We start from the raw sequence: 20,610 nt of genomic DNA, 5'->3' as shown, positions 1-20,610 counted from the left end.
CGACATTCCTTTGGAGAGAGAGCGAATGAATCACCTGCACCACCGCCCCCTGGCGGTTGCCGTCGCCCTGTGCGTGACGGCCCTGGCACCGCTGGGCGCCGCCGCACAGTCCACCACCAACCTGGACGCGGTCGAGGTCACCGGTACCCGCATCAAGCGCGCTGAAGTGGAGGGCCAGGTTCCGATCCAGACCCTGACGCGCGGCGACATCGAGCGCACCGGCCTGAGTTCGATCGGCGAAGTGCTGCAGCAGCTCACCGGCTCCGGTTCGGCGCTCAATGCCAAGTTCAATTCGTCCGGCAATTTCGGCTTCCCCCCGGATGGCAGCGGCGTCGGTGCGGGTTCGGCGCAGGTCGATCTGCGCCACCTGGGGGCCAAGCGCGTGCTGGTGCTGGTCGATGGCATCCGCTGGGTCAATGAGTCATCGGCGTCGGGTGTCGGCGCCGCGACCGATCTCAATACCATTCCGCTGGCCATCGTCGAGCGCATCGAAGTGCTGGAAGACGGCGCGTCGTCGCTGTATGGCTCCGATGCCATCGCCGGCGTGGTCAACATCATCACCCGCCGTGATTTCGATGGCGGCCAGGTGACCCTGAACTACGGCGAATACAGCAAGGGCGACGGCACGCAGAAGGGCGTGGACCTGGCCTGGGGCAAGAGCGGTGATCGCTTCAGTCTGTTCCTCGGCGCCAGTTGGACCAAGCAGGATCCGGTGTATGCGAAGGACCGTGAACAGTCGCGCTTCCCGATTCCCGGTACCGGCCTGGCCTTCGGCAGCGGTGCCATTCCGCAGGGCCGCTTCGCCTTCGTCGACCCCAACACGGGCGCGCAGCAGAACATCGTGCCCAACACCGGCGTGAGCAATCCACGCTATGACGGCAGTGCCGGCTGCAACCGCACTGACGACTACCACTGCTTCACCAGCGCTGACCGTTTCAACTTCGCCGAGTACAACATGGTGCTGACGCCGTCGGAGCGGAAGGGCCTCTTCGGTCAGTTCCGCTTTGACATCACCGACAACGTGCAGTGGTACGTCAAGGCACTGGGCAACCGTCGCGAGTCGACCAACCAGGCTGGCCCCGAGCCGCTGTTCTTCGGCCCCGATGGCGCCACCGGCAATCCGCTGGCCGACAACATCACCATCTCGGCGCTCAATCCCTACAACCCGTTCGGCTTCGACCTGGTGTCGTCCGGCAACATGAGCCTGGTCGGCCGCCGCCCGGTGGAAGGTGGCGCGCGCGTGTTCGAGCAGGAGGTCAACACCACGTACTTCGCCACCGGCCTGGTCGGCAACTTCCAGGCGGCCGACCGCAGCTGGTTCTGGGACGTCAACGGCATGTACAGCAAGAACAAGGCCGAACAGACCAACTACGGTAGCTACAACATCTACAACGTCAACCTGGCGCTGGGCGATCCTGCCGCATGTGCGGCGACGCCGGGCTGCGTGCCGCTGAACATCTTCGGCGGTGCCGGTTCCATCACCCCGGACATGCTGCGCTGGATCCAGCCGGTGGTACGCGACCGCAGCCAGAACGAGCTGAGTCTGTTCACCGCCAATCTGTCCAGCGATCTGTTCAACCTGCCGGCCGGCCCGTTGTCCTTCGCCACCGGTTACGAGTACCGCAAGTACGAAGGCTGGTACCAGCCCGACCCGTTGACGGTGATCGGTCACTACAACGGCGTGCCGTCGCAGCCGACGTCCGGCTCGTACGACGTCAATGAAGCCTACCTGGAACTGAGCGTGCCGATCTTCGCCGATTCGGCACTGGGCAAGAAGCTCGACCTGAGTCTGGCAGGCCGCTACTCGGATTACTCCACCTTCGGTGGTGAGTTCACGCCCAAGTACGGCCTGCGCTGGCAGGTGACCGATGACTTCGTGCTGCGCACCACCTATGCCGAAGGCTTCCGCGCGCCGTCGATCGGCGAACTGTACGGATCGGCCGCGCGCGCGGACCTGCAGCTGTTCGATCCGTGCTCGATCGGCCTGGGCGGCACGCCGCCGCGTGGCAGCGCCGCCAACTGTGCCGCGCTGGGCGTGCCGGCCGGCTTCCAGCAGGCCAACTCGCAGATCTCGGTGACCACCGGCGGCAACCGCGAGCTGGAACCGGAGCGTTCACGCAGCTTCAGTGCCGGATTCGTCTGGAGCCCGTGGTTCGGCAACAACACCTCCTGGTCGGAGCGCTTCGACGTGGAAGTGACGTTCTACCGCCACAACATCGATGGCGCGATCCAGGCGATCAACGCGCAGACCCAGCTGGACCTGTGTGTGGATACGCTGGATCCGGTGTACTGCGATGGCATCACCCGTGCCAGCACCGGCGCGGTCAGCAGCTTCAACAACCGACTGACCAACCTGGGTTCGATCAAGACCGATGGCTGGGACGTGGACCTGTTCTGGACCCTGCCGCAGACCTCGATCGGCCAGTTCAAGCTGGGCTGGAAGAACACCTTCGTCGGTCGTTACGAGGCCACCGGTGCGGCCGGCCAGCGGCAGCCACAGAAGCCGGGCGTGGAAGTGGCCGACAGCTCGATTCCGGAATGGACCAGCAACGCCAGCATCGGCTGGACACTGGACAACTGGAGCGCGAACTGGACGGTGCGGCACATCTCCGAGTTGACCGAAGACTGTGGCGACGCCGTGGCGTTCCCGGTGTGCAGCAACCAGGTGGCGGGCACCAACACGCTCTCGGCGACCACCTTCCATGATCTGCAGGTGGGTTACAGGATCGACTGGATGAAGGGACTGCAGCTGACCGCTGGCCTGAACAACGTGTTCGACAAGGATCCGCCGATCTGCCTGTCGTGCTCGCTGAACGGCTATGACGCGTCGACCTATGACATTCCGCGTGGCCGCTACTGGTACATGCGCGCGGACCTGCGGTTCTGATGTGATGAGGGGCAGCGCCGGACACTCCGGCGCTGCCTTGCGGGTGTAGCGCCGAGCCCATGCTCGGCGCTACAGGAGCGGGGCGGTTGCGCCCTGCAGCTGATCAGAACGACCAGGTGAACGTCAGCGAGCCGTTGCGGCCATCGCCGTACGCACCGTAGCCGTTGATCTGCGAGAGGTACTGCTTGTCCAGCAGGTTGTTGAGGTTGGCCTGCACGCTGAACTCCGGCGAGATGCGGTAGCGCACGAAGGCGCTGACCAGGGCATAGCCGTTCTGCTCGATGCGGCCGTAGGCCGGCACCGCATAGTAGATGCGGTTCTGCCAGTTTGCCCCACCGCCGACCGTCAGTGCCTGCAGCGACTGCGGCGTGTAGCTGGTGAACAGCTTCAGCGCAGTCTGCGGCAGGTTGGTGTTGATGTCGGCATCGTTGGCATCCTTGGCCACGTAACGCGAGGCACCGAAGGTCGCGTTCCAGCCCGGGGCCAGCTCGCCGTTCAGTTCGAATTCGAAGCCGCGGCTGACCGTGCCGCGCGCGGCGCGGTAGGCGAATTCGTTCTGGCTGCCCTGCACCGGCTCACCGGTGGCCTGGCCCACGTTGTCCTGCTCGATGCGGAACACCGCCAGCGAAGCATTGAGGCGGTTGTCGAACCACGCGCCCTTGACGCCCACTTCGTAGCTCTTGCCATCGACCGGATCGAGGTAGCTGCCGTTGCGGTCCTTCAGTGTCTGCGGCTGGAAGATCTCGGTATAGGCGGCGTAGGTGGAGAAGGTATCGTTGATGTCCAATACCAGGCCGGCATAGGGCGTGGTGACCTTGTGCGAGCGGTCCGCACCTTCGCCTTCACTCTTCCAGTCGGTGTAGCGTGCGCCGACGATGAGCTTCAGCGGGTCGGCCAGCGACAGGCGCGTGGCCATGTAACCGGCCTTCTGGGTGATGGTGCCTTCGCTGGCCAGCGCCAGCGGGTTCCAGTTCGGCTCGGAGATGTCGCCGGTCCAGCCAAGGTAGCTGGTGAACGGGTCCCAGCTCTGGCCGGGGCCGCCAATCTGGTAGTCGCCGTAGTTGGCGTACTCGCGCTTGTTGTAGCTCAGGCCGGCCATGAACTGGTGCTCGCGGCCGAACAGCCGGAACGGGCCGTCGACATAGCCATCGACTGCGTTGACCTTGCGCTCGGTGTTGTAGAAGCCGGCCGACGGCGAAATGCCGGTGCCGGTGGTCCTGTCGAAGAACGAGGCACCACTGGTCCAGTCGTTGTACGCCGGGTAGAACAGCTTGTCGTCGGCCTTGGTCTCATCGTGGGTCGCACCGACCTTGAACTTCCAGCCATTGCTGAAGGCATGCTGCAGGGTGGCGAACGCGCGCTTGCTGGTGGTGTCCCAGTAGGTCCAGTTCGGACTGGCGTTGAACGATTCGTCGTAGCCGGTGGCCGAGCCGTCGGAGAACAGCATCGGGAAGCCGCCCCAGGTCGCACCATTGGCGCGCTTCTGCTGGTAGTCGTAGCCCACGCTCAACTGCGTGTCCGGAGTCAGGTCGGCGTCGATCACCGCGTAGCCCAGCGTCTTGTGCTGGTTGTAGCGGTCCATCTGCGCGTCGGTGTCGAGGTAGCTGCCGATCACCCGGCCACGCACGGTGCCGCTGGCGTTCAGCGCGCTGCCCACGTCCACGGTGGTACGGGTACGGCCCCAGCTGCCGACGTTCACCGATACGCTGCCGGCCAGCTCGGCGCTGTCGGCATGCTTGCGGATCAGGTTCACCGAGGCGGACGGGTTGCCTGCGCCACTGAGCAGGCCGGTGGCGCCGCGCACCACCTCCACGCGGTCATACAGGGCGAGGTCCAGGCCGGAATCGCCGTAGCTCCAGTTCTGCACCATCTGCGTGGGCAGGCCATCGAACTGGTAACTGTCGATGTAGAAGCCGCGCGCATAGAACTCGGTGCGCTCGCTGTCCGATTGCGTGCTGGTCACACCGGTAGTGTTGGCCAGCACGTCGATGATGTCGTCCAGGTTCTGATCTTCGATGCGCTGATGGCTGATGATGCTGACCGACTGCGGAATCTCGCGCGGCGTCAGGTCGAAGCGGGTACCGGCCGAGGTGCGGCGCACCGAGTAGCCCTCCGCGCGCTCGCCCTTGACCACCACCTTGTCGAGGGTGGTCGCATCGGTGGCAGTTTCTGCGAAGGCGGTCGGGGCGATGGCGCAGAGTGCGGCGAGCACGGCAACGGACAGCCGCTGAGGCTGCGGGATACGGAATGCAGGACGGTTCATGGGATTCCTGGACGAGCATGCGCGTTCGGCCGACATCCAGGAGGCGAGGCGCTAAGGGTAGGGGAGAGGCGGGCGCGCCTTCCTGGCGACGCTGCAATCGAAAGGAATGTTAATACGAACTATTCCTATTTACAAATCATGAACAGGGGCGCGCAGCGCCGGATCGTCAGGCTGCTGCGGGAGATCGCCGTCCGGCGGCTTAGCGGCGCAGCAGTGGCAGAGGATCCCGTGCGCCGTCTGCGCCGTAGATGCCCCAGTGCAGGTGCGGCGGGGTGCCCTTGGCGTTGCCGCTGTCGCCGACGTGGCCGAGCAGATCGCCCGCGGCTACGACCTGGCCGCGGGCGAGGCCAGCGGCCCAGCTCTCCAGATGGGCGTAGTAGTAGCGCTCGCGGCCGGGGCCCATCACCCAGACCTGACGGCCGCCGAGGCCGCCTTCCCGCACCTCGGCAACCACGCCCGGGGTCGCGCTGCGGACCGGGGTACCCCGCGCGGCGAAGATGTCGATGCCGGCATGGCTGCGGTCGCGCCCGCGCGGCGCGCCGAAGGTATCGGCGATCTGGCCCGGCCGCACGCCGTCCACCGGTACCGGCAGCTCGGTGGCCGGTGGCATCCGGGCCAATGACCACAGCATCTTCGGCGCTTCGGCCCAGCGGCTGTTCCAGACGGACAGGGCGGCAACGACGGTGACGACCAGCAGGAACGCACGCAGCAGCCAACGGCGCAGCAGGCGGGCGGAAGACGTGGAGGGTGTGCGGGGCGAAGGATTCATGCCGCGCCAGTATGGCGCGGTGGGTGTCGAGGCCGGTTCATTGCAGGGGGACTTCGAAACTGCGCTTCAGCGTGGACAGTGCCACCGCGGTGCGGAATCGTTCGATGTTGTCGTCGCCACCGAACAGCCGCTCGCTGATGGCGTCGTATTCCTCCATCGAGGTGGCCGAAAGCACCAGCAGGAAATCGCCGTCACCGGTGATGGCATAGCACTGCTGCACCGCCGGGTCGTCCTGCACGCGCTGCTTGAACGGCGCCACGCGATCACGCTGCTCGCTGACCATGCGCACCTCGACGATGAGGGTCAGCGGTCGGCCGATCCGCGCCGCCGCCACCACGGCCACATTGGCCGCGATCACACCGCTGTCCTGCAGACGCCTGATCCGTCGCTGCACCGCCGGCGTCGACAGGTGCACGGCTTCGGCGATCTCCCGCTGTGGCAGCGTGTTGTCCCGCTGCAGCAGGGTGAGGATGGCGCGGTCGAAGCTGTCCAGCACGGGGGCAGTGGCCATGGTGAGCAGAAGTTGCATGGACGGGCCAGTAATTGAGCCAAGTGCTCGCCGTCGACGCAATAGACTGGACGCATGCAGACTTCACGATTCGCGCCGATGTTGCCGGCGCTGGCGGTGCTCGGCTCGGTAACGGCGCTGTCCGTTGGCACGTCCTATGCAAAGCACCTGTTCCCGCTGATCGGCGCGCAGGGCACCAGCGCGCTGCGCGTGGGCTTCTCCGCACTGTTGCTGCTGCTGTTCTGGCGACCCTGGCGCTGGAAGACCCGCCGCGCGGATGCGATCACCATCCTGCGCTACGGGCTCACGCTGGGCCTGATGAACCTGCTGTTCTACATGGCCATCCGCACGATCCCGTTCGGCATCGCGGTGGCCATCGAGTTCACCGGGCCGTTGACCGTGGCGATGCTGTCGTCACGGCGCCCGATCGATTTCCTGTGGGTGGGATGCGCAGTGGTCGGCCTGCTCCTGCTGTTGCCGCTGGGCGGTGCGGCGGCACTGGACCCGGTGGGCGTGCTGTATGCACTGGGTGCGGCGGCGTGCTGGGGCCTGTACATCGTGTTCGGCAAGCGCGCCGGCCACCTGCATGCCGGCCATTCGGTGTCGCTGGGCCTGCTGGCGGCGTCGCTGGTGGTGGTGCCGGTCGGGCTGATCCATGCCGGCGCGGCCCTGCTCGATCCGAAGATCCTGCTGGCGGGCCTGCTGGTGGCACTGGTGTCCAGTGCGATTCCGATGTCGCTGGAGATGGTGGCGCTCAAGCGCCTGCCGAAGGAAACCTTTGGCATCCTGATCAGCATGGAGCCGGCGGTGGCCGCGCTGTGGGCGATGCTGTTGCTGCACGAACACCTGCATGGACTGCAGTGGCTGGCGATCGGCTGCACCGTGGTGGCTTCGGTGGGGAGCACGATGACGGCGCGGCGGTCGAAGGCGCCGGCATTGCAGGCGGGGTAGCGCCGGGCCATGCCCGGCGGATTGGGTTCCGATCGCCGGGCATGGCCCGGCGCTACCGATCAGCGCAGGGCGCTGGCCGGTACGTCGATGGCCATGGCCAGCGCCAGATGGTCCGAGAAGGCCGCCGGTACGGCTTCGACCGCGCGGGTCTGCAGGCTGCTGCTGACCAGGATGTGGTCGATGGCGCGGTCCGGGCGCCAGCTGGGGAACGTCGGCACGATGCAGCCTGGAGGCTGCAGCCGGGTCTTCTGGTACAGCACCTGCATTTCCGGTCGTTCGGCCAGGCAGTTGAAGTCACCCATCAGCACGGCGTTGGGGTGGTCGGACAGCAGCTCGGCGATGAAACCGAGCTGTGCCATCCGCGAGCCGGCACCCAGCGAGAGGTGGGCCACGGCCACGGCCAGGCCGTCCCTGCCATCACCGAACCTGGCCAGCAGCACGCCACGCCCGCCGATGCGGCCGGGCAGGGCGTGGTCCTGCACCTCCACCGGCTCCAGTTTGCTCAGCAGGCCGTTGGCACTGGATGCCACCCCGCCCATGCGCCGGTTCGGCTGGTGGCTCCAGTAGTTGAAGCCGGCACGCTGGGCCAGGTAGTGGGTCTGGTTGGTGAAGCCCGAACGCAGGCTGCCTGGATCGGCTTCCTGCAGGCCAACGATGTCGTGCCCACGCGCCAGTGTGGCAATCGCATCAAGACTGCTGCGCTTGCGACCCGCCGGCAGCGCATGTGACCAGCTGCGGGTCACATAGTCGCTGTAGCGGCGGGTACTGGAGCCGGCCTGGATGTTGGCCGTCAGCAGACGCAGGGTCCGTGTAGAGGGGGAATTCACGGCCGGGGACAGCTTCTCTTGGATCAGTGAGCCTGGGCCGCACCGCGCTCGCGGGCGATCAGGTGGTCGGCGATGCGCAGCATGTCCGGGAAGCTCTTGCCCTTCACCAGGTACTTGCCATTGACGATGATCGACGGGGTGCCGCTGATCTGGCTGCGCTGCGCGAACTGCTTGGCCGAGTTGGTCTTGGCATTCACCGCGAAGCTGCCCATGGTGGCGGCGAACTGCTTCGGATCGACGCCGTAGCCGGCGTAGAACTTGGCGATGTCCTCGACCGAATCACGGCCGCGTTCGCCCTTCAGGGTCTTCTGCGAGTGGATGGCGGCGTACAGCGCCTCGTGGGTCTTCTCCTGCACGCCCAGCGTCTGCGCGGCATAGAAGGCACGGGCGTAGTCGTCCCAGGTGCCGCCGAACATGGCGGGCACGTAGACGAAGTTCACGTCGCCCGGCAGACCGGCTTTCCACGGGCCGACCAGCGGCTGGAAGGCGGCGCAGGCCGGGCAGACGTAGCCAAAGATCTCGACCACTTCGACCTTGCCGGCAACCGGCTGGAAGGGCTGGCCGTTCGGAATTTCCTGGTAGTCCTCACCGGCCACCGGCGCCGGACCGGTCAGCGCGGTGGTGGTCGGGGCCGGAGCGGCCGCCGGAGCGGCTTCGGCGGCCTTCTCGCCTTCGGCTGCCGGGGCCGCGCCTGCGTTGTCAGTGGCCGGTGCCGCAGCGGGCTCGGTGCTGGCTGGGGCGGTGGTCGGCTCGGCCGGGGCGGCGGAGGTGTTGGCGGTGCCGTCGTCGGCCTTGCAGGCCGCCAGGATCGGCAGCAGCGCTGCGAGTGCGAGGGCGTAGCGGATCTTCATGGAAGCGTCTCCAGCATCTGGAATGGTGGGGCCGGCGGCGGGCGCCGGCCAGGGGGAAATGATGACACGCGGCGGCGACAGCGCCGTGTCGGGAGTGGGCGTTGGTTCAGCGGCCGCGGTTGGCGCGGACCTGGGCGATCAGCGCCGAGGCAATGCGCAGCTGGTCGTCGAAGCTGTTGCCGCGGACCAGATACTGGCCGTTGATGATCAGCGCCGGGGTACCGGGGATGCGGGTGCGCTGGGCGAATGCCCGCGCCGCGTCGACCTTCTTCTGCACGGCGTCGCCCCGCAGGGCCTGGGTGTAACGCTCGGGCGCCACGCCGTACGCCTTGTAGAAGGTGGCGAGCTCATCGGCCGAGACATTCTGCATCGGCAGGGTGCCCTGCTCGTGCAGAGCCTTGAACACGGCCGCATGGCTGCGCTTGGCGACGCCGACTTCTTCGGCGGCGTAATAGGCCAGCGCCCAGGCATCCCAGGCGCCCCCGAACGCCGCCGGCACCGGAGTGAAGCGCACATCCGCCGGCAGCTTGGCCGCCCAGGCTTCCAGCTGTGGTTCGAAACGCGCGCAGTGCGGGCAGGTGTAGCCGAACACCTCGACCACTTCGATCTTGCCGGCGAGCGGCTGGAACGGACCGGCCTGGGCGATGCGCTCGTAGTCGCGACCTTCGACCAGCGGGGCTGCGGCAGGGGCGGCACTGGCGGCCATCGGCAGCAGCACCAGCAGGGACAACAGCAGGCGGGGAATCAACCTCATCGACACGCATCTCCGTTAAAAAAGCAACGCCGGCGCAGTCGCCGGCGTGAAGGAAACATACCGCAGGCGCGGGCCGCGGTGGCGGCCCGGGCCGACCAGTGGCGGTCAGGGGGCGGCGGCCGGTCGTGCCGGCGTGGCTTCGGTGGCCACGTCGTCGGCCCGGTTGTGCAGGCCCTGCAGGTAGCTGGACAGCGCCTGCACTTCCTGTTCGGTCAGCTTCTGTGCCACCGCGGCCATGATCTGGAAGTGTGCCTTGTCGGTTTCGTTGGTCTGCCCGGCCTGGTACTCCTGCAGGCGGCGCGCGACATAGCTGGCGTGCTGGCCACCGATATGCGGGTAGGCCGGGCCCGGGTTGCCGGCGCCGCTGGGGCCGTGACAGGCCATGCAGGCCGGCAGCCCGCGCGACGCGTCGCCGCCGCGGTACAGCTGCTGGCCGATCTGGTAGAACTTCATGCCCTTGTAGGGGCCTTCGGTCACCTCGGTGTCGTCGGCGATGCCGGCGGTGGCCTTCTGCGTGGCGAAGAACGCGCCGATGTCGCGCATGTCCTGCGGGGTGAGGTTCTGCACGAACGGCACCATCGCCACTGCCGCACCGGAGCTGCGCTGGCCGTTGGCGATCAGGGCCATCTGCTGGGCGACATAGCGCTCGCTCTGGCCGGCGATGGACGGGTACATCTCGACCGTGGAATTGCCGTCGGCACCATGGCAGGCCGCGCAGGCCGCAGCCTTGCCCTGGCCAGCCTTGGCATCGCCCCAGGTCGTCTTGCTGAAATCCACCTCCAGCGAGGCGGTGTTGATCGGCCCGTTGTCGGGCAGCGGGGTCAACGTGGTCTGCGCGAACGCAGCGGCGGCAACAACGACAGCAGTGGCAAGGGCGGATACGGCAAGAACGCGAGCGTGGCGCATGCTAAAGCTCCGTATGGACCGGGCCGGGCGGTGGCCGCCGGCATCGTCCGGATTATCAACGGCGTTTCCACGCACGGTCAACGAAGCAGTGCAGCAAAATCCCCGCTGGGGCCGTCGGCACGGGCGCGCGGCGCCGCAACATGCGATCCTATGCGCATGTCATTGCTCCTTGAACGCGCCCGTTACCACCTCTCGGCCCACAACGCGCGGCAGCTGCCGCCCGACGAAGGGGCCGAAGTGGCCTTCGCCGGCCGCTCCAACGCCGGCAAGTCCAGCGCCCTCAATGCGTTGACCCGGCAGAATGCCCTGGCCCGCGTCTCCAAGACCCCCGGCCGCACGCAGCAGCTGGTGTTCTTCCAGATCACCCCGGAAGCAAGCCTGGTCGACCTTCCCGGCTACGGCTACGCCAAGGTGCCGCTGGAGCTGCAGGCGCACTGGCAGGCCTTCATCGACCGGTACTTCCGTACCCGGGAGGCACTGAAGGGGCTGGTGGTGGTGATGGACATCCGCCACCCGCTGAAGGACTACGACCGCCAGATGCTGTCTTACGCCGTACAGCGCGGCCTGCCGGCGCATGCGCTGCTGACCAAGGCCGACAAGCTGGGCCGCGGCCAGCAGGTGCAGACGCTGCAGAAGGTGCGCAAGGAACTGCAGTCGGCCTACGGCGACAGCGTCAGCGTGCAGGTGTTTTCCGGCGAAGACCGCACCGGCGTGGACGAAGCCCGTGCCGTGATCGGTGGCTGGCTGGGACTGGAATAACCTCTCGCCCGCCGGGCATGGCCCGGCGCTACCGGATCGGTGGGTGCCGACCTTGGTCGGCACACCCTCACAATGGCGAATACTCCGCCGGCACCCAGGCATAGGCCTGGCCTTCCCTGCGCACGTGGCCCAGGCCCGGGAAAGGCAGATGCGCACCCGCCACCCACCACGCCCCGGCGGTGGCCTGCTGCAACAGACTGCGGCGGCTGGCCGTGGCCGCCTTGCGGTCCGAATCGGCCTCGAACGCGGCTTCCGGGTGGGCGAACTGCACCGCGTGGAAGTGCAGCACGTCGCCCCACACCAGCAGTGACTGGCCCTGGCTGTCGAACCGGTAAGAGACGTGGCCGGGGGTGTGGCCATGGGTATCCATCGCCAGGGCACCGCCGGGGAGGGCATCGCCAGGCTGGAAGGTACGCAGGTGGCCGCTGGCCTGATAAGGCGCCACGGCGGTTCGGGCGAGCGGGAAGGCAAAGCGCACGCCCTCCGGTGCGGTGGTTTCGCTGGCCGGGTTGAGCCAGTAGTCCGCGTCGGCCCTGGACAGCCACACGGTCGCGTTCGGATAGGCCGGCTTGCCCTGCGCGTCGAGCACGCCGCACAGATGGTCGGGGTGGGCGTGGGTCAGCAGGATGTCGTCCACCTCGGCGGGATCCACGCCTGCGGCACGCAGGTTGCCCAGTACCTGGCCCAGGCCGGGACCGAAGCACTGTGCGGTGCCCGTGTCGACCAGGGTGAGGTGATTGCCCTGGCGGATCAGGTAAGCATTGACCGCGGTCTGCAGGCCCTTGCTGCCTTCGGGGACATAGCGGCCTTCCAGCAGGCGGGTGACCAGCGTCGGCGGCACGTCGACCACTTCCTGCCGGCCGAGTGCGACCACGCCATCGAACAGGGCGGTGACCTGCAGGGTGCCGATGCGGTGGTGATAGACGCCGGGCATCTGCCGGGTGGGTGCGGGTGAGGTGGCTTCGGCGAGTGCGGTCAGCGGCAGCGTAGCCAGGGCCAGCAGCAGGGCGCCGTGCAGCGGCAGGTGATGCAGGGTCATGAGGGTTCTCGATGGAGGACGGGCGGTTCCGTTGCGGCTAGCGTGCCGTGGCCGGCGTGCGCGCGGCGCTCAAACCGCTGCGCGGAATGCTCAGGGAGTGGGGGCTGGCAGGGCTGCGCCCTGCACCCGCAGAGGCAACGGCCGAAGCAACAGCGGGCTATCCGTGGATGGCGGGGTGGGTCCGGCTGCGGGGGACGCCGTAAATACGTCCCTGTAGGCTCGGTCGCGCCATCCATGGCGCTCACTCCCCCGCAACCAGACCCACCCCGCCTTCGACAGTTTTCCACGATCTGTCGGAAATGCTCTTGGGGTCAGATCCGTTTTCCGCAGGAAAACGGATCTGACCCCGGAATTTCATTCGATATCTGACAGAGGTGTCGACCAAGGTCGACACCTACCAACAGCCGCCGGAATCTGTCGAAGGCGGCACACTGTGGGTGCAGGGCGCAGCCCTGCCTGACCCCCTCAGATGTCTGTAGGAGCCAGTCCGTACTGCTCGGCGAAGCGCTTGCTGAAACTGGCCGCGGAACGGTAGCCCGCGCGCGCGGCCACGGTCTTCAGCGGCAGGTCGGTGGTGTACAGCAACTGCATGGCGTGGGCCAGTCGTGCCTCGGTCAGCAGCTGGCGCAGGCTGGTACGCTCGGCCGCCAGCCGGCGACGCAGGGTGGCGCCGCTCAGGGCGAACTGCTCCTCCAGATCACGCGATTGCCAGTCGCGCGCAGGTTCAGCGGCGACACGATCCCGTATCTGCTCACCCAGTGTCGGTGCCGTGGGCAGCAGCAGGTTGCCGTGGCCCTGCCGGCACAGGGTCAGCACCATCGAGGCCAGGGCCAGCCGGGCGTCGCTGTAATGGCCATCCTGCAGCGATTGCCGCCAGCGGCGCAGCACGGCGCCATGTTCGGCCAGCGACAATCGCGCCATCGACGGACCAGCGTTGGGCAGTTCCTCGTTCCACAGTGTCCGCGCCGCGGCCAGCACTTCCGCACACAGCGGCACGATGGCGCTGAGGTAACGGCCGCTGCGCGGGTCTGGACGGTTGACCACGTCGATGCGGCAACGCTGGGTCAGCAGCAGTATGTCGCCGGGCGCGAACTCCAGCGTCTGGTGTGCGGTACGTACCTGCTTGCGTCCTTCCAGCAGGATCGCGAACTGCGGTTGCGGGATCTCCACCGAGCTGGCGCCATGCTCGCGCCGTGCGGTGATGCAGGCATAACCCTCGGCGCGATCACAACCGGCCAGCGAAGACATCTCGGCCAGCAGCGCCGTTGCGGCGGGCAGCATCGTGGTCATGTCACGTGGGCTCCCAGCAGCCGGCCGACGCCGGCGGCTGCAGCCATTGCCAGTGCGCCCCAGAACATGACGCGCAGGGCGCCGCGCAGGGCAGGCGCACCTCCGGCGCGGGCCGCCATCGCGCCGGTCACGCACAGACCCAGCAGGGTGCTGGCGGTGGTCACCCCTGCCACGGAGTCGGCCGGTGCCAGCAGTGCGGTCAGCACCGGCAGGGCCGCCCCACAGGTGAAGGCTGCGGCCGAGGCCAGTGCGGCCTGCAGCGGCCGGGCGCGCAGGGTATCGGTGATGCCCAGTTCGTCGCGAGCGTGCGCACCGAGGGCATCGTGGGCCGTGAGCTGTTCGGCCACCTGCCGCGCCAGCGCCGGGGCCAGGCCGCGATGGCGGTAGATGGCGGCCAGCTCTTCCAGCTCGCTGTGCGGATCGTCCTGCAGTTCGCGCTTCTCCATTGCCAGGTCGGCGCCTTCGGTGTCGGCCTGGGTCTGCACCGAGACGTACTCGCCGGCGGCCATCGACATCGCCCCTGCGACCGTGCCCGCCAGGCCGGTGGCCAGCAGGGTGCTGGCCGATGCGCCACTGGCGGCAACGCCGACCACCAGCCCTGCCACTGAAACGATGCCGTCGTTGGCGCCGAGCACGGCGGCGCGCAGCCAGCCGACGCGGTCGGCCCTGTGTCGTTCCGGATGGCGCGAATGACGGGTCATGCCTTGCAGTGTACGAGGGTCAAGAGGTCGTCGGTAGGATGCTGAAACCCGTCTCCGTCGCATGCTGCGACGGGGCGCCACGCTATAGTGCGCCCTTGCGATGGAAGGCTCCCAGCCCCACATCCCCCGTCACCGTACAGCGAGTCTTCCCCTTGTCGAGCCCCAGCCACGTCGCCGATACGCCCATTACCGACCGCTCGCAGCTGGTGGAGGTGATCGCCTCCGGCGAAAAGCCCCGCGCGCAGTGGCGCATCGGCACCGAGCACGAGAAGTTCGGCTTCCGCCTGGACGACCTGCGACCGCCGGCCTTTGAAGGCGAGCGTGGCATCGAGGCCCTGCTCAACGGCCTGGTCCGTTTCGGCTGGGAACCCGTGCAGGAAAACGGCAACACCATCGCCCTGCTGCGCGATGGCGCGTCGGTGACGCTGGAACCGGCCGGCCAGCTGGAACTGTCCGGCGCGGCGCTGGAGACCATCCATCAGACCTGCGTGGAGACCGGTACCCATCTGAACGAAGTGGCGCAGGTGGCCGGCGAGCTCCAGCTGGGCTTCCTGGGCATGGGCTTCCAGCCGAAGTGGGCGCGCGATGAGATGCCGTGGATGCCGAAGGGCCGCTACAGGATCATGCGCGCGTACATGCCCAAGGTCGGTTCGCTCGGCCTGGACATGATGACCCGTACCTGCACGGTGCAGGTCAACCTGGACTACGCCAGCGAAGCGGACATGGTGAAAAAGTTCCGCGTTTCGCTGGCACTGCAGCCGATCGCCACCGCGCTGTTCGCCGACTCGCCGTTCACCGAAGGCAAGCCGAACGGCTACCTGAGCTATCGATCGCACATCTGGACCGACACCGACGCCGACCGCACCGGCATGCTCGACTTCGTGTTCGAGGATGGCTTCGGCTATGAGCGTTACGTCGATTACCTGCTGGACGTGCCGATGTACTTCTCCTACCGCGATGGCATCTACCACGATGCCAGCGGGCAGAGCTTCCGCGATTTCATGCAGGGCCGGCTGCCGGTGCTGCCGGGCGAGTTGCCGACCCTGCGCGACTGGTCGGACCACACGACCACGGCGTTCCCGGAAGTGCGCCTGAAGAAGTATCTGGAGATGCGGGGCGCCGATGGCGGTCCGTGGAGCCGCCTGTGCGCCCTGCCGGCGTTCTGGGTCGGCCTGCTGTACGACGACACCGCGCTGGATGCGGCCTGGGATCTGGTGCGTGACTTCACCCTGGCCGAGCGCCATGTACTGCGCGACGGCGTGCCGAAGCATGCGATGAACCTGCCGTTCCGCGATGGCACCGTGCGCGATCTGGCGCGCGAGGCGGTGAAGATTTCCGTTGAAGGCCTGAAGCGCCGCGCCGCGCGCAATGCCGATGGCCAGGACGAGAGCAAGTTCCTGGATGTGCTGCAGGAGATCGTCGAATCCGGCCTGACACCGGCCGAGCGCAAGCTGGCGCTGTTCCATGGTCGCTGGCACGGCAACGTGGATCCGGTGTTCCGGGAATTCGCGTACTGAATGCGGGCGCCGGGCATGGCCCGGCGCTACCCGCCAGGGCTCCGGCGGCGCCGGGCCATGCCCGCCATGATTCCGGTAGCGCCGGGTCATGCCCGCCATGATTCCGGTAGCGCCGGGCCATGCCCGGCGGGTGTTGCGCGCAGAAAAAACCCCGGCCTCGACGCCGGGGTTTTTCATTCCATCACCCGGGCCGTCAGGCCTTGAGGCTGGCCATGTCGATCACGAAGCGATAGCGCACATCGTTCTTCGCCATGCGCTCCCACGCGTGGTTGACATCCTTGATGTCGATCACCTCAACATCGCTGACGATGTTGTGCTCGGCGCAGAAATCCATCATTTCCTGGGTCTCGGCCATGCCGCCGATGGCCGAGCCGGTGACGTGCTTGCGGCCGAAGATCACGCTGGCACCCATCAGGGGCGGGTCCAGCTCGGTGATGACGCCGACCAGGCACATGGTGGCATCGCGCTTGAGCAGGCTCATGTACGGGTTGGTGTCATGGCTGACCGGCACGGTGTTGAGCAGGAAGTCGAAGCTGTTGGCGTGCGCCTTCATCTGCGCCGGATCGCGCGAGACCAGCACCTCGTCCGCGCCCAGGCGCTTGGCGTCGGCGCCCTTTTCCGGGGTGGTGGTGATCATCACTACGGTGGCGCCCATCGCCTTGGCAAACTTCACGCCCATGTGGCCCAGACCGCCCAGGCCGATCACGCCCACCTTCTGGCCGGGGCCGACCTTCCAGTGGCGCAGCGGCGAGTAGGTGGTGATGCCGGCGCACAGCAGCGGCGCGGCGGCCTTCAGGTCCAGCGTCTCGGAGACCTTCACCACGAAGCGCTGCTCGACCACGATGTGGTCGGAGTAGCCGCCCATCGTCAGCTCACCGGTATTGCGGTCGCGGCTGTTGTAGGTATAGGTCGGGCCCTTTTCGCAGTACTGCTCAAGGTCGTGGTCGCAGGCATCGCAATGGCGACAGGAATCCACCATGCAGCCGACGCCGGCGATATCGCCGACGCTGAGGCGGGTGACGGCCGGACCGACTTCGACCACGCGGCCGATGATTTCGTGGCCGGGAACCATCGGGTACTCCGCGCCGCCCCAGTCGTCGCGGGCCTGGTGCAGGTCGGAGTGGCAGATGCCGCTGTACAGCACTTCGATGCGGACATCGTTGGCGCCGACGGCGCGGCGTTCGAAGGTGAAGGGCTCGAGCGGAGCGGTATTGGTACGCACCGCATAACCATGGGCGAGGGACATGGGGAATCCTTGGCGGGTTTGTGGAAAGGCGTTTTACAATACGCCCCTCATACCCGCCCACAAAGCGTGGATATCGGCATGATTCATCAAGGCAGACTGCACAATCATGGCCACTGACAATCTCACCCACCTGGCCGCCTTCGCGGCGGTGGCCCGCCACCGCAGCTTCCGCCGGGCCGGCGCCGAGCTGGCCCTGTCGACCTCGGCGGTGAGCTATGCGATCCGCGCACTGGAAGAGCGGTTGGGGGTGGGCCTGTTCCATCGAACTACCCGCAGCGTGGCCCTGACCGAGGCCGGGCAGCGCCTGCTGGACCGGTTGCAGCCGGCGCTGGGTCAGGTGCACGAGGCGCTGGAGGAAATGAACCAGTTCAGGGACAGCCCGACGGGCCTGCTGCGCATCAACGCGGCCCGCGCGGCAGTGCCGACCCAGCTCGGCCCACGCCTGACCCGCTTCCTGCGCGCGCACCCCGATGTGCGCCTGGAGCTGACCGAGAACGATGGGCTGGTGGACATCGTTGCCGAAGGCTTCGATGCCGGCGTGCGGCTGCATGAGTTCGTGCCCGAGGACATGGTGGCCGTGCCGCTGGGCCCGGCCCTGCACGGCATGATCGTGGCCTCGCCCGAGTATCTGCGCCAGCACCCGGCGCCGCAGCATCCCCGCGACCTGCTGCAGCACGAATGCATCCGCTTCCGCTTCGCCAGCGGTCACCTGTACAAGTGGCAGTTCGACCGCGATGGGCAGTCGCTGGAAATCGACGTGCGTGGGCGACTGACGCTGAGCGAGCAGACCACCATCATGCGCGCGGTGCTGGATGGCTTCGGCCTGGCCTATGTGCTTGAGGATGCCGCGCGCCCGCACATCGAAGCCGGGCGGATGGTGGCGGTACTGCAGGACTGGAGCGAACCGTTTCCCGGCTTCGTGCTGTATTACCCCAGGCAACGGCAGATGGCGTCGGCCTTGCGCGCATTCGTGGACATGCTGCGCGAATAGATCCGTGCCTGCGCGGATGCTGCCTGTCGAGGTAAAGTGCGTGCCGATCCAATCACAGGGACGTTCATGCATACGCTTGCCGAGATCGAACTGGCCACCGGCCAGACCTTTCCTGCTCTCTACCACCGGCTCGATGCGGAAGACCGGCTGAGCTGGGGGGCGACCCATCCGCAATGGGCGCAGGTGTGCCTTCCGGAGCTGCAACCGGTACCGCCGATTCTGCTGTATGCGCAGGATTACGAGCCGCTTGAGCGTGGCGAACTGCTCGAGGCCTGGCAGGAGCTGACTGCAGAGGATCACTACAACCCATTGCGCGAGGATCTGCAGCTGCTGCCGTTCGCCCGCACGGGGGCCGGTGACAGCTACTGCTTCTGGACCAATGCGCCGGGCTGCGACGAGCCGCCGGTGCTGCTGGTGTGGCACGACGATGATCGCGCTGACGTACTGGCCCGCAACCTTCAGGATTTCCTGTTCCGCAAGATGGTGGAGGCAGTGGCGGACTACGAGGCCCCCTACACGCTGTTGTCGCACGGTGACCTGGCCGACAATCTCCAGCGCTGGCTGGGCTCGCATCGCGCGTGGCTGCGGGACGACCAGGCCACTGCGCTGGAGGCCCTGTTTGCACGCAGCGCAGAGATCGAGCAGGGAGAGATCGATGAGGATCAGGCGCAGGCGCTGGTGCAGCAGCTGATCGGATTCGAGCGGCTGGACGAATCATTCCCCTACGTGCGTTGATGCTGGCGGCGGGCCCGGTGCACTCCGCCGATCAATCCAGCAAGGCGTCGTAGCCGGGGCCGGTGAACTGGATCAGGCAGAAGCCGTGCCCGAACGGATCCGCCAGTACTGCGATGCGCCCCCATGAACGCTCGCGTGGCGCCTGCTCGAGCGCCGCGCCTGCCGCCAACGCCTGGGCAAGCGCGGCGTCGAGGTCCTCCACGATCCAGTCGATGTGCAGCGCGGTCCAGTGACGTTCGTAATCCCGCACGTCACCGTCGACGGTAGCCGCGCTGCCCGCTTCGTTCTGCAGCAGATAGAGCGGGGTCGGGCCGCCCAGCAGTTCCAGCACCTCCGGGCCGAGACGGCGCCCGGCATGGAGGCCGAAGGCGCGTGTGTAGAACGCCTCGGCGGTCGCGAGGTCCGGAACGTCCAGATTGATGATGAAGGGGATCATGGCCAGGGTCCTGCGTTGTGCCAGGCACCATGCGCCGATGATTCCCGTCGATCAAGAGGGTGCGCGGTTTGAGGCAGCGTGTCGCGGAAAGGCGCCGGCGATCGTTCTAGACTCGAGCGATCGAACCTGCATGGGAGTGGCTCTGATGGGACTGCGCGAATGGGGGAGGGGGGCCGCACTGGCCGTGCTGCTCGCAGCCACTGGCGTCGGCATCGCGGATGCGCGTGACAGCCAGGCACCGGTGATGTCCGGCAATCCGATCCTGCCGGGCTGGTACGCGGACCCGGAGGCGGCCGTATTCGGCAGCACCTACTGGATCTTCCCCACGCGCTCGCGGCCCTATGCAGAACAGGTTGCCTTCGATGCCTTTTCGTCGCCCGACCTGGTGCACTGGCGCCGGCACGACAGCGTGCTGTCCATCGAGAACATTCCCTGGGCCAGGCAGGCGTTGTGGGCCCCCTCGGTGGTGGCCAACGACGGGCGCTACTACTTCTTCTTTTCCGCCAATGACATCCAGAACGACGGCGAGACCGGTGGCATCGGCGTGGCCGTGGCCGACCAGCCCGAAGGGCCTTACCGCGATCTGCTCGGCAAGCCACTGGTGGGCGCGTTCCACAATGGCGCGCAGCCGATCGACCAGTATGTGTTCAAGGATGACGATGGTGCCTGGTACATGATCTATGGCGGCTGGAAGCACGCCAACATCGTGCGCCTGAAGGCGGATTTCAGCGGCCTGCTGCCCTGGGACGACGGCACGCTGTTCAAGGAGATCACGCCGGCGCCGGAGTACGTGGAAGGTCCGCTGATGTTCAAGCGGGGCGGTCGCTACTACTTCATGTGGTCCGAAGGCGGCTGGGGCGAGCCGGACTACTCGGTGGCCTATGCGATCGCCGACGCGCCGACCGGGCCGTTCACACGCATCGGCCGGGTCCTGCAGCAGGACCCGGCCATCGCGACCAGCGCCGGGCACCACTCCCTGATCCACGCGCCCGGCGATGACACGTGGTACATCGTCTACCACCGCCGGCCGCTCGACCAGACCGACCGCAATGCCCGCGTCACCGCGATCGATCGCCTGTACTTCGACGCGCAGGGCCGCATCCTGCCGGTGAAGATGACGCACGAGGGCGTACCCGCGCACCGCCTGCGCTGAGGCGCAGGATGTACCTTTCCGTCACCT

The 20,610-nt window shown here is 67.2% G+C and carries 19 protein-coding genes; 7 read left to right on the top strand and 12 right to left on the bottom strand.

Annotated elements, in window-relative coordinates:
• The first annotated feature begins 25 nt into the window (after positions 1–25).
• Positions 26–2,887: a TonB-dependent receptor gene (locus AC5P5M_RS04825; RefSeq protein WP_065181748.1), complete on the top strand. Its 2,862-nt coding sequence runs from the start codon at positions 26–28 to the stop codon at positions 2,885–2,887.
• 103 nt (positions 2,888–2,990) lie between these two features.
• On the opposite strand, the gene fhuE is transcribed toward AC5P5M_RS04825, so the two are convergent.
• From fhuE to AC5P5M_RS04810, 3 genes are all read right to left on the bottom strand, one after another.
• Positions 2,991–5,150: a ferric-rhodotorulic acid/ferric-coprogen receptor FhuE gene (gene fhuE / locus AC5P5M_RS04820; RefSeq protein ID WP_065181747.1), complete on the bottom strand. Its 2,160-nt coding sequence runs from the start codon at positions 5,148–5,150 to the stop codon at positions 2,991–2,993.
• Positions 5,151–5,349: 199 nt separating this feature from the next.
• Positions 5,350–5,919, bottom strand: a complete 570-nt coding sequence (locus AC5P5M_RS04815; RefSeq protein WP_065181746.1) for a M23 family metallopeptidase — start codon at positions 5,917–5,919, stop codon at positions 5,350–5,352.
• 37 nt (positions 5,920–5,956) lie between these two features.
• Positions 5,957–6,430, bottom strand: a complete 474-nt coding sequence (locus AC5P5M_RS04810; RefSeq protein WP_065181745.1) for an Lrp/AsnC family transcriptional regulator — start codon at positions 6,428–6,430, stop codon at positions 5,957–5,959.
• A gap of 72 nt (positions 6,431–6,502) precedes the next feature.
• On the opposite strand from AC5P5M_RS04810, the gene AC5P5M_RS04805 reads away from it, so the two are divergent.
• Complete coding sequence (locus tag AC5P5M_RS04805; protein ID WP_065181744.1) at positions 6,503–7,378, top strand: EamA family transporter; 876 nt, start codon at positions 6,503–6,505, stop codon at positions 7,376–7,378.
• Between the two features lie 59 nt (positions 7,379–7,437).
• Here AC5P5M_RS04805 and AC5P5M_RS04800 read toward each other — a convergent pair whose 3' ends face one another.
• The 4 genes from AC5P5M_RS04800 to AC5P5M_RS04785 all read right to left on the bottom strand — a co-directional run bounded on the left by AC5P5M_RS04800 (position 7,438) and on the right by AC5P5M_RS04785 (position 10,716).
• Positions 7,438–8,175 (bottom strand): endonuclease/exonuclease/phosphatase family protein, encoded by a 738-nt coding sequence (locus AC5P5M_RS04800; protein ID WP_180875876.1) that lies wholly within the window; start codon positions 8,173–8,175, stop codon positions 7,438–7,440.
• Between the two features lie 53 nt (positions 8,176–8,228).
• Entirely contained in the window at positions 8,229–9,056 is an 828-nt protein-coding gene (locus AC5P5M_RS04795; protein WP_065181743.1) for a thiol:disulfide interchange protein DsbA/DsbL, read from the bottom strand.
• Between the two features lie 106 nt (positions 9,057–9,162).
• The gene (locus tag AC5P5M_RS04790) at positions 9,163–9,810 is read right to left on the bottom strand and encodes a thiol:disulfide interchange protein DsbA/DsbL (RefSeq protein WP_053519865.1); all 648 of its coding nucleotides are present in this window, start codon (positions 9,808–9,810) and stop codon (positions 9,163–9,165) included.
• A 105-nt stretch (positions 9,811–9,915) separates the two neighbouring features.
• Positions 9,916–10,716 (bottom strand): c-type cytochrome, encoded by an 801-nt coding sequence (locus AC5P5M_RS04785; RefSeq protein ID WP_053519864.1) that lies wholly within the window; start codon positions 10,714–10,716, stop codon positions 9,916–9,918.
• 156 nt (positions 10,717–10,872) lie between these two features.
• Between AC5P5M_RS04785 and yihA the strand changes: the two genes are divergently transcribed.
• Positions 10,873–11,475 carry a ribosome biogenesis GTP-binding protein YihA/YsxC gene (gene yihA / locus AC5P5M_RS04780; RefSeq protein ID WP_065181801.1) on the top strand — a complete coding sequence of 201 codons (603 nt, stop codon included), beginning with the start codon at positions 10,873–10,875 and terminating at the stop codon, positions 11,473–11,475.
• A 67-nt stretch (positions 11,476–11,542) separates the two neighbouring features.
• On the opposite strand, the gene AC5P5M_RS04775 is transcribed toward yihA, so the two are convergent.
• The 3 genes from AC5P5M_RS04775 to AC5P5M_RS04765 all read right to left on the bottom strand — a co-directional run bounded on the left by AC5P5M_RS04775 (position 11,543) and on the right by AC5P5M_RS04765 (position 14,505).
• Positions 11,543–12,514, bottom strand: coding sequence for an MBL fold metallo-hydrolase (locus AC5P5M_RS04775; protein ID WP_495205618.1), 972 nt, complete (start codon positions 12,512–12,514; stop codon positions 11,543–11,545).
• Between the two features lie 465 nt (positions 12,515–12,979).
• On the bottom strand, positions 12,980–13,804 hold the full coding sequence (locus AC5P5M_RS04770; RefSeq protein WP_460255992.1) for a helix-turn-helix transcriptional regulator: 825 nt from the start codon (positions 13,802–13,804) through the stop codon (positions 12,980–12,982).
• Positions 13,801–14,505: a VIT1/CCC1 transporter family protein gene (locus AC5P5M_RS04765; protein WP_065175139.1), complete on the bottom strand. Its 705-nt coding sequence runs from the start codon at positions 14,503–14,505 to the stop codon at positions 13,801–13,803. The genes AC5P5M_RS04770 and AC5P5M_RS04765 overlap by 4 nt, the downstream gene beginning before the upstream one ends.
• Positions 14,506–14,657: 152 nt before the next feature.
• Between AC5P5M_RS04765 and AC5P5M_RS04760 the strand changes: the two genes are divergently transcribed.
• Positions 14,658–16,022: a glutamate--cysteine ligase gene (locus tag AC5P5M_RS04760; protein WP_065175138.1), complete on the top strand. Its 1,365-nt coding sequence runs from the start codon at positions 14,658–14,660 to the stop codon at positions 16,020–16,022.
• 193 nt (positions 16,023–16,215) lie between these two features.
• On the opposite strand, the gene AC5P5M_RS04755 is transcribed toward AC5P5M_RS04760, so the two are convergent.
• On the bottom strand, positions 16,216–17,268 hold the full coding sequence (locus AC5P5M_RS04755; RefSeq protein ID WP_053517445.1) for an NAD(P)-dependent alcohol dehydrogenase: 1,053 nt from the start codon (positions 17,266–17,268) through the stop codon (positions 16,216–16,218).
• Between the two features lie 106 nt (positions 17,269–17,374).
• On the opposite strand from AC5P5M_RS04755, the gene AC5P5M_RS04750 reads away from it, so the two are divergent.
• Entirely contained in the window at positions 17,375–18,259 is an 885-nt protein-coding gene (locus tag AC5P5M_RS04750; RefSeq protein ID WP_053517444.1) for a LysR family transcriptional regulator, read from the top strand.
• A gap of 66 nt (positions 18,260–18,325) precedes the next feature.
• Positions 18,326–18,994: an SMI1/KNR4 family protein gene (locus AC5P5M_RS04745; RefSeq protein WP_495205617.1), complete on the top strand. Its 669-nt coding sequence runs from the start codon at positions 18,326–18,328 to the stop codon at positions 18,992–18,994.
• A 31-nt stretch (positions 18,995–19,025) separates the two neighbouring features.
• Here the strand turns inward: AC5P5M_RS04745 and AC5P5M_RS04740 are convergent, their stop codons facing one another.
• A complete protein-coding gene (locus tag AC5P5M_RS04740) occupies positions 19,026–19,430 on the bottom strand; it encodes a VOC family protein (RefSeq protein ID WP_495205616.1) in 405 nt (134 codons plus the stop codon).
• Between the two features lie 130 nt (positions 19,431–19,560).
• On the opposite strand from AC5P5M_RS04740, the gene AC5P5M_RS04735 reads away from it, so the two are divergent.
• Positions 19,561–20,583 carry a glycoside hydrolase family 43 protein gene (locus AC5P5M_RS04735; RefSeq protein ID WP_241685994.1) on the top strand — a complete coding sequence of 341 codons (1,023 nt, stop codon included), beginning with the start codon at positions 19,561–19,563 and terminating at the stop codon, positions 20,581–20,583.
• Positions 20,584–20,610 lie beyond the last annotated feature (27 nt).

It is taken from the genome of Stenotrophomonas sp. YJH_SMC_106-19 (assembly GCF_059368375.1).
Note: the sequence above shows the minus strand (reverse complement) of the source record. Positions and strands in the feature narration are given on the sequence as shown.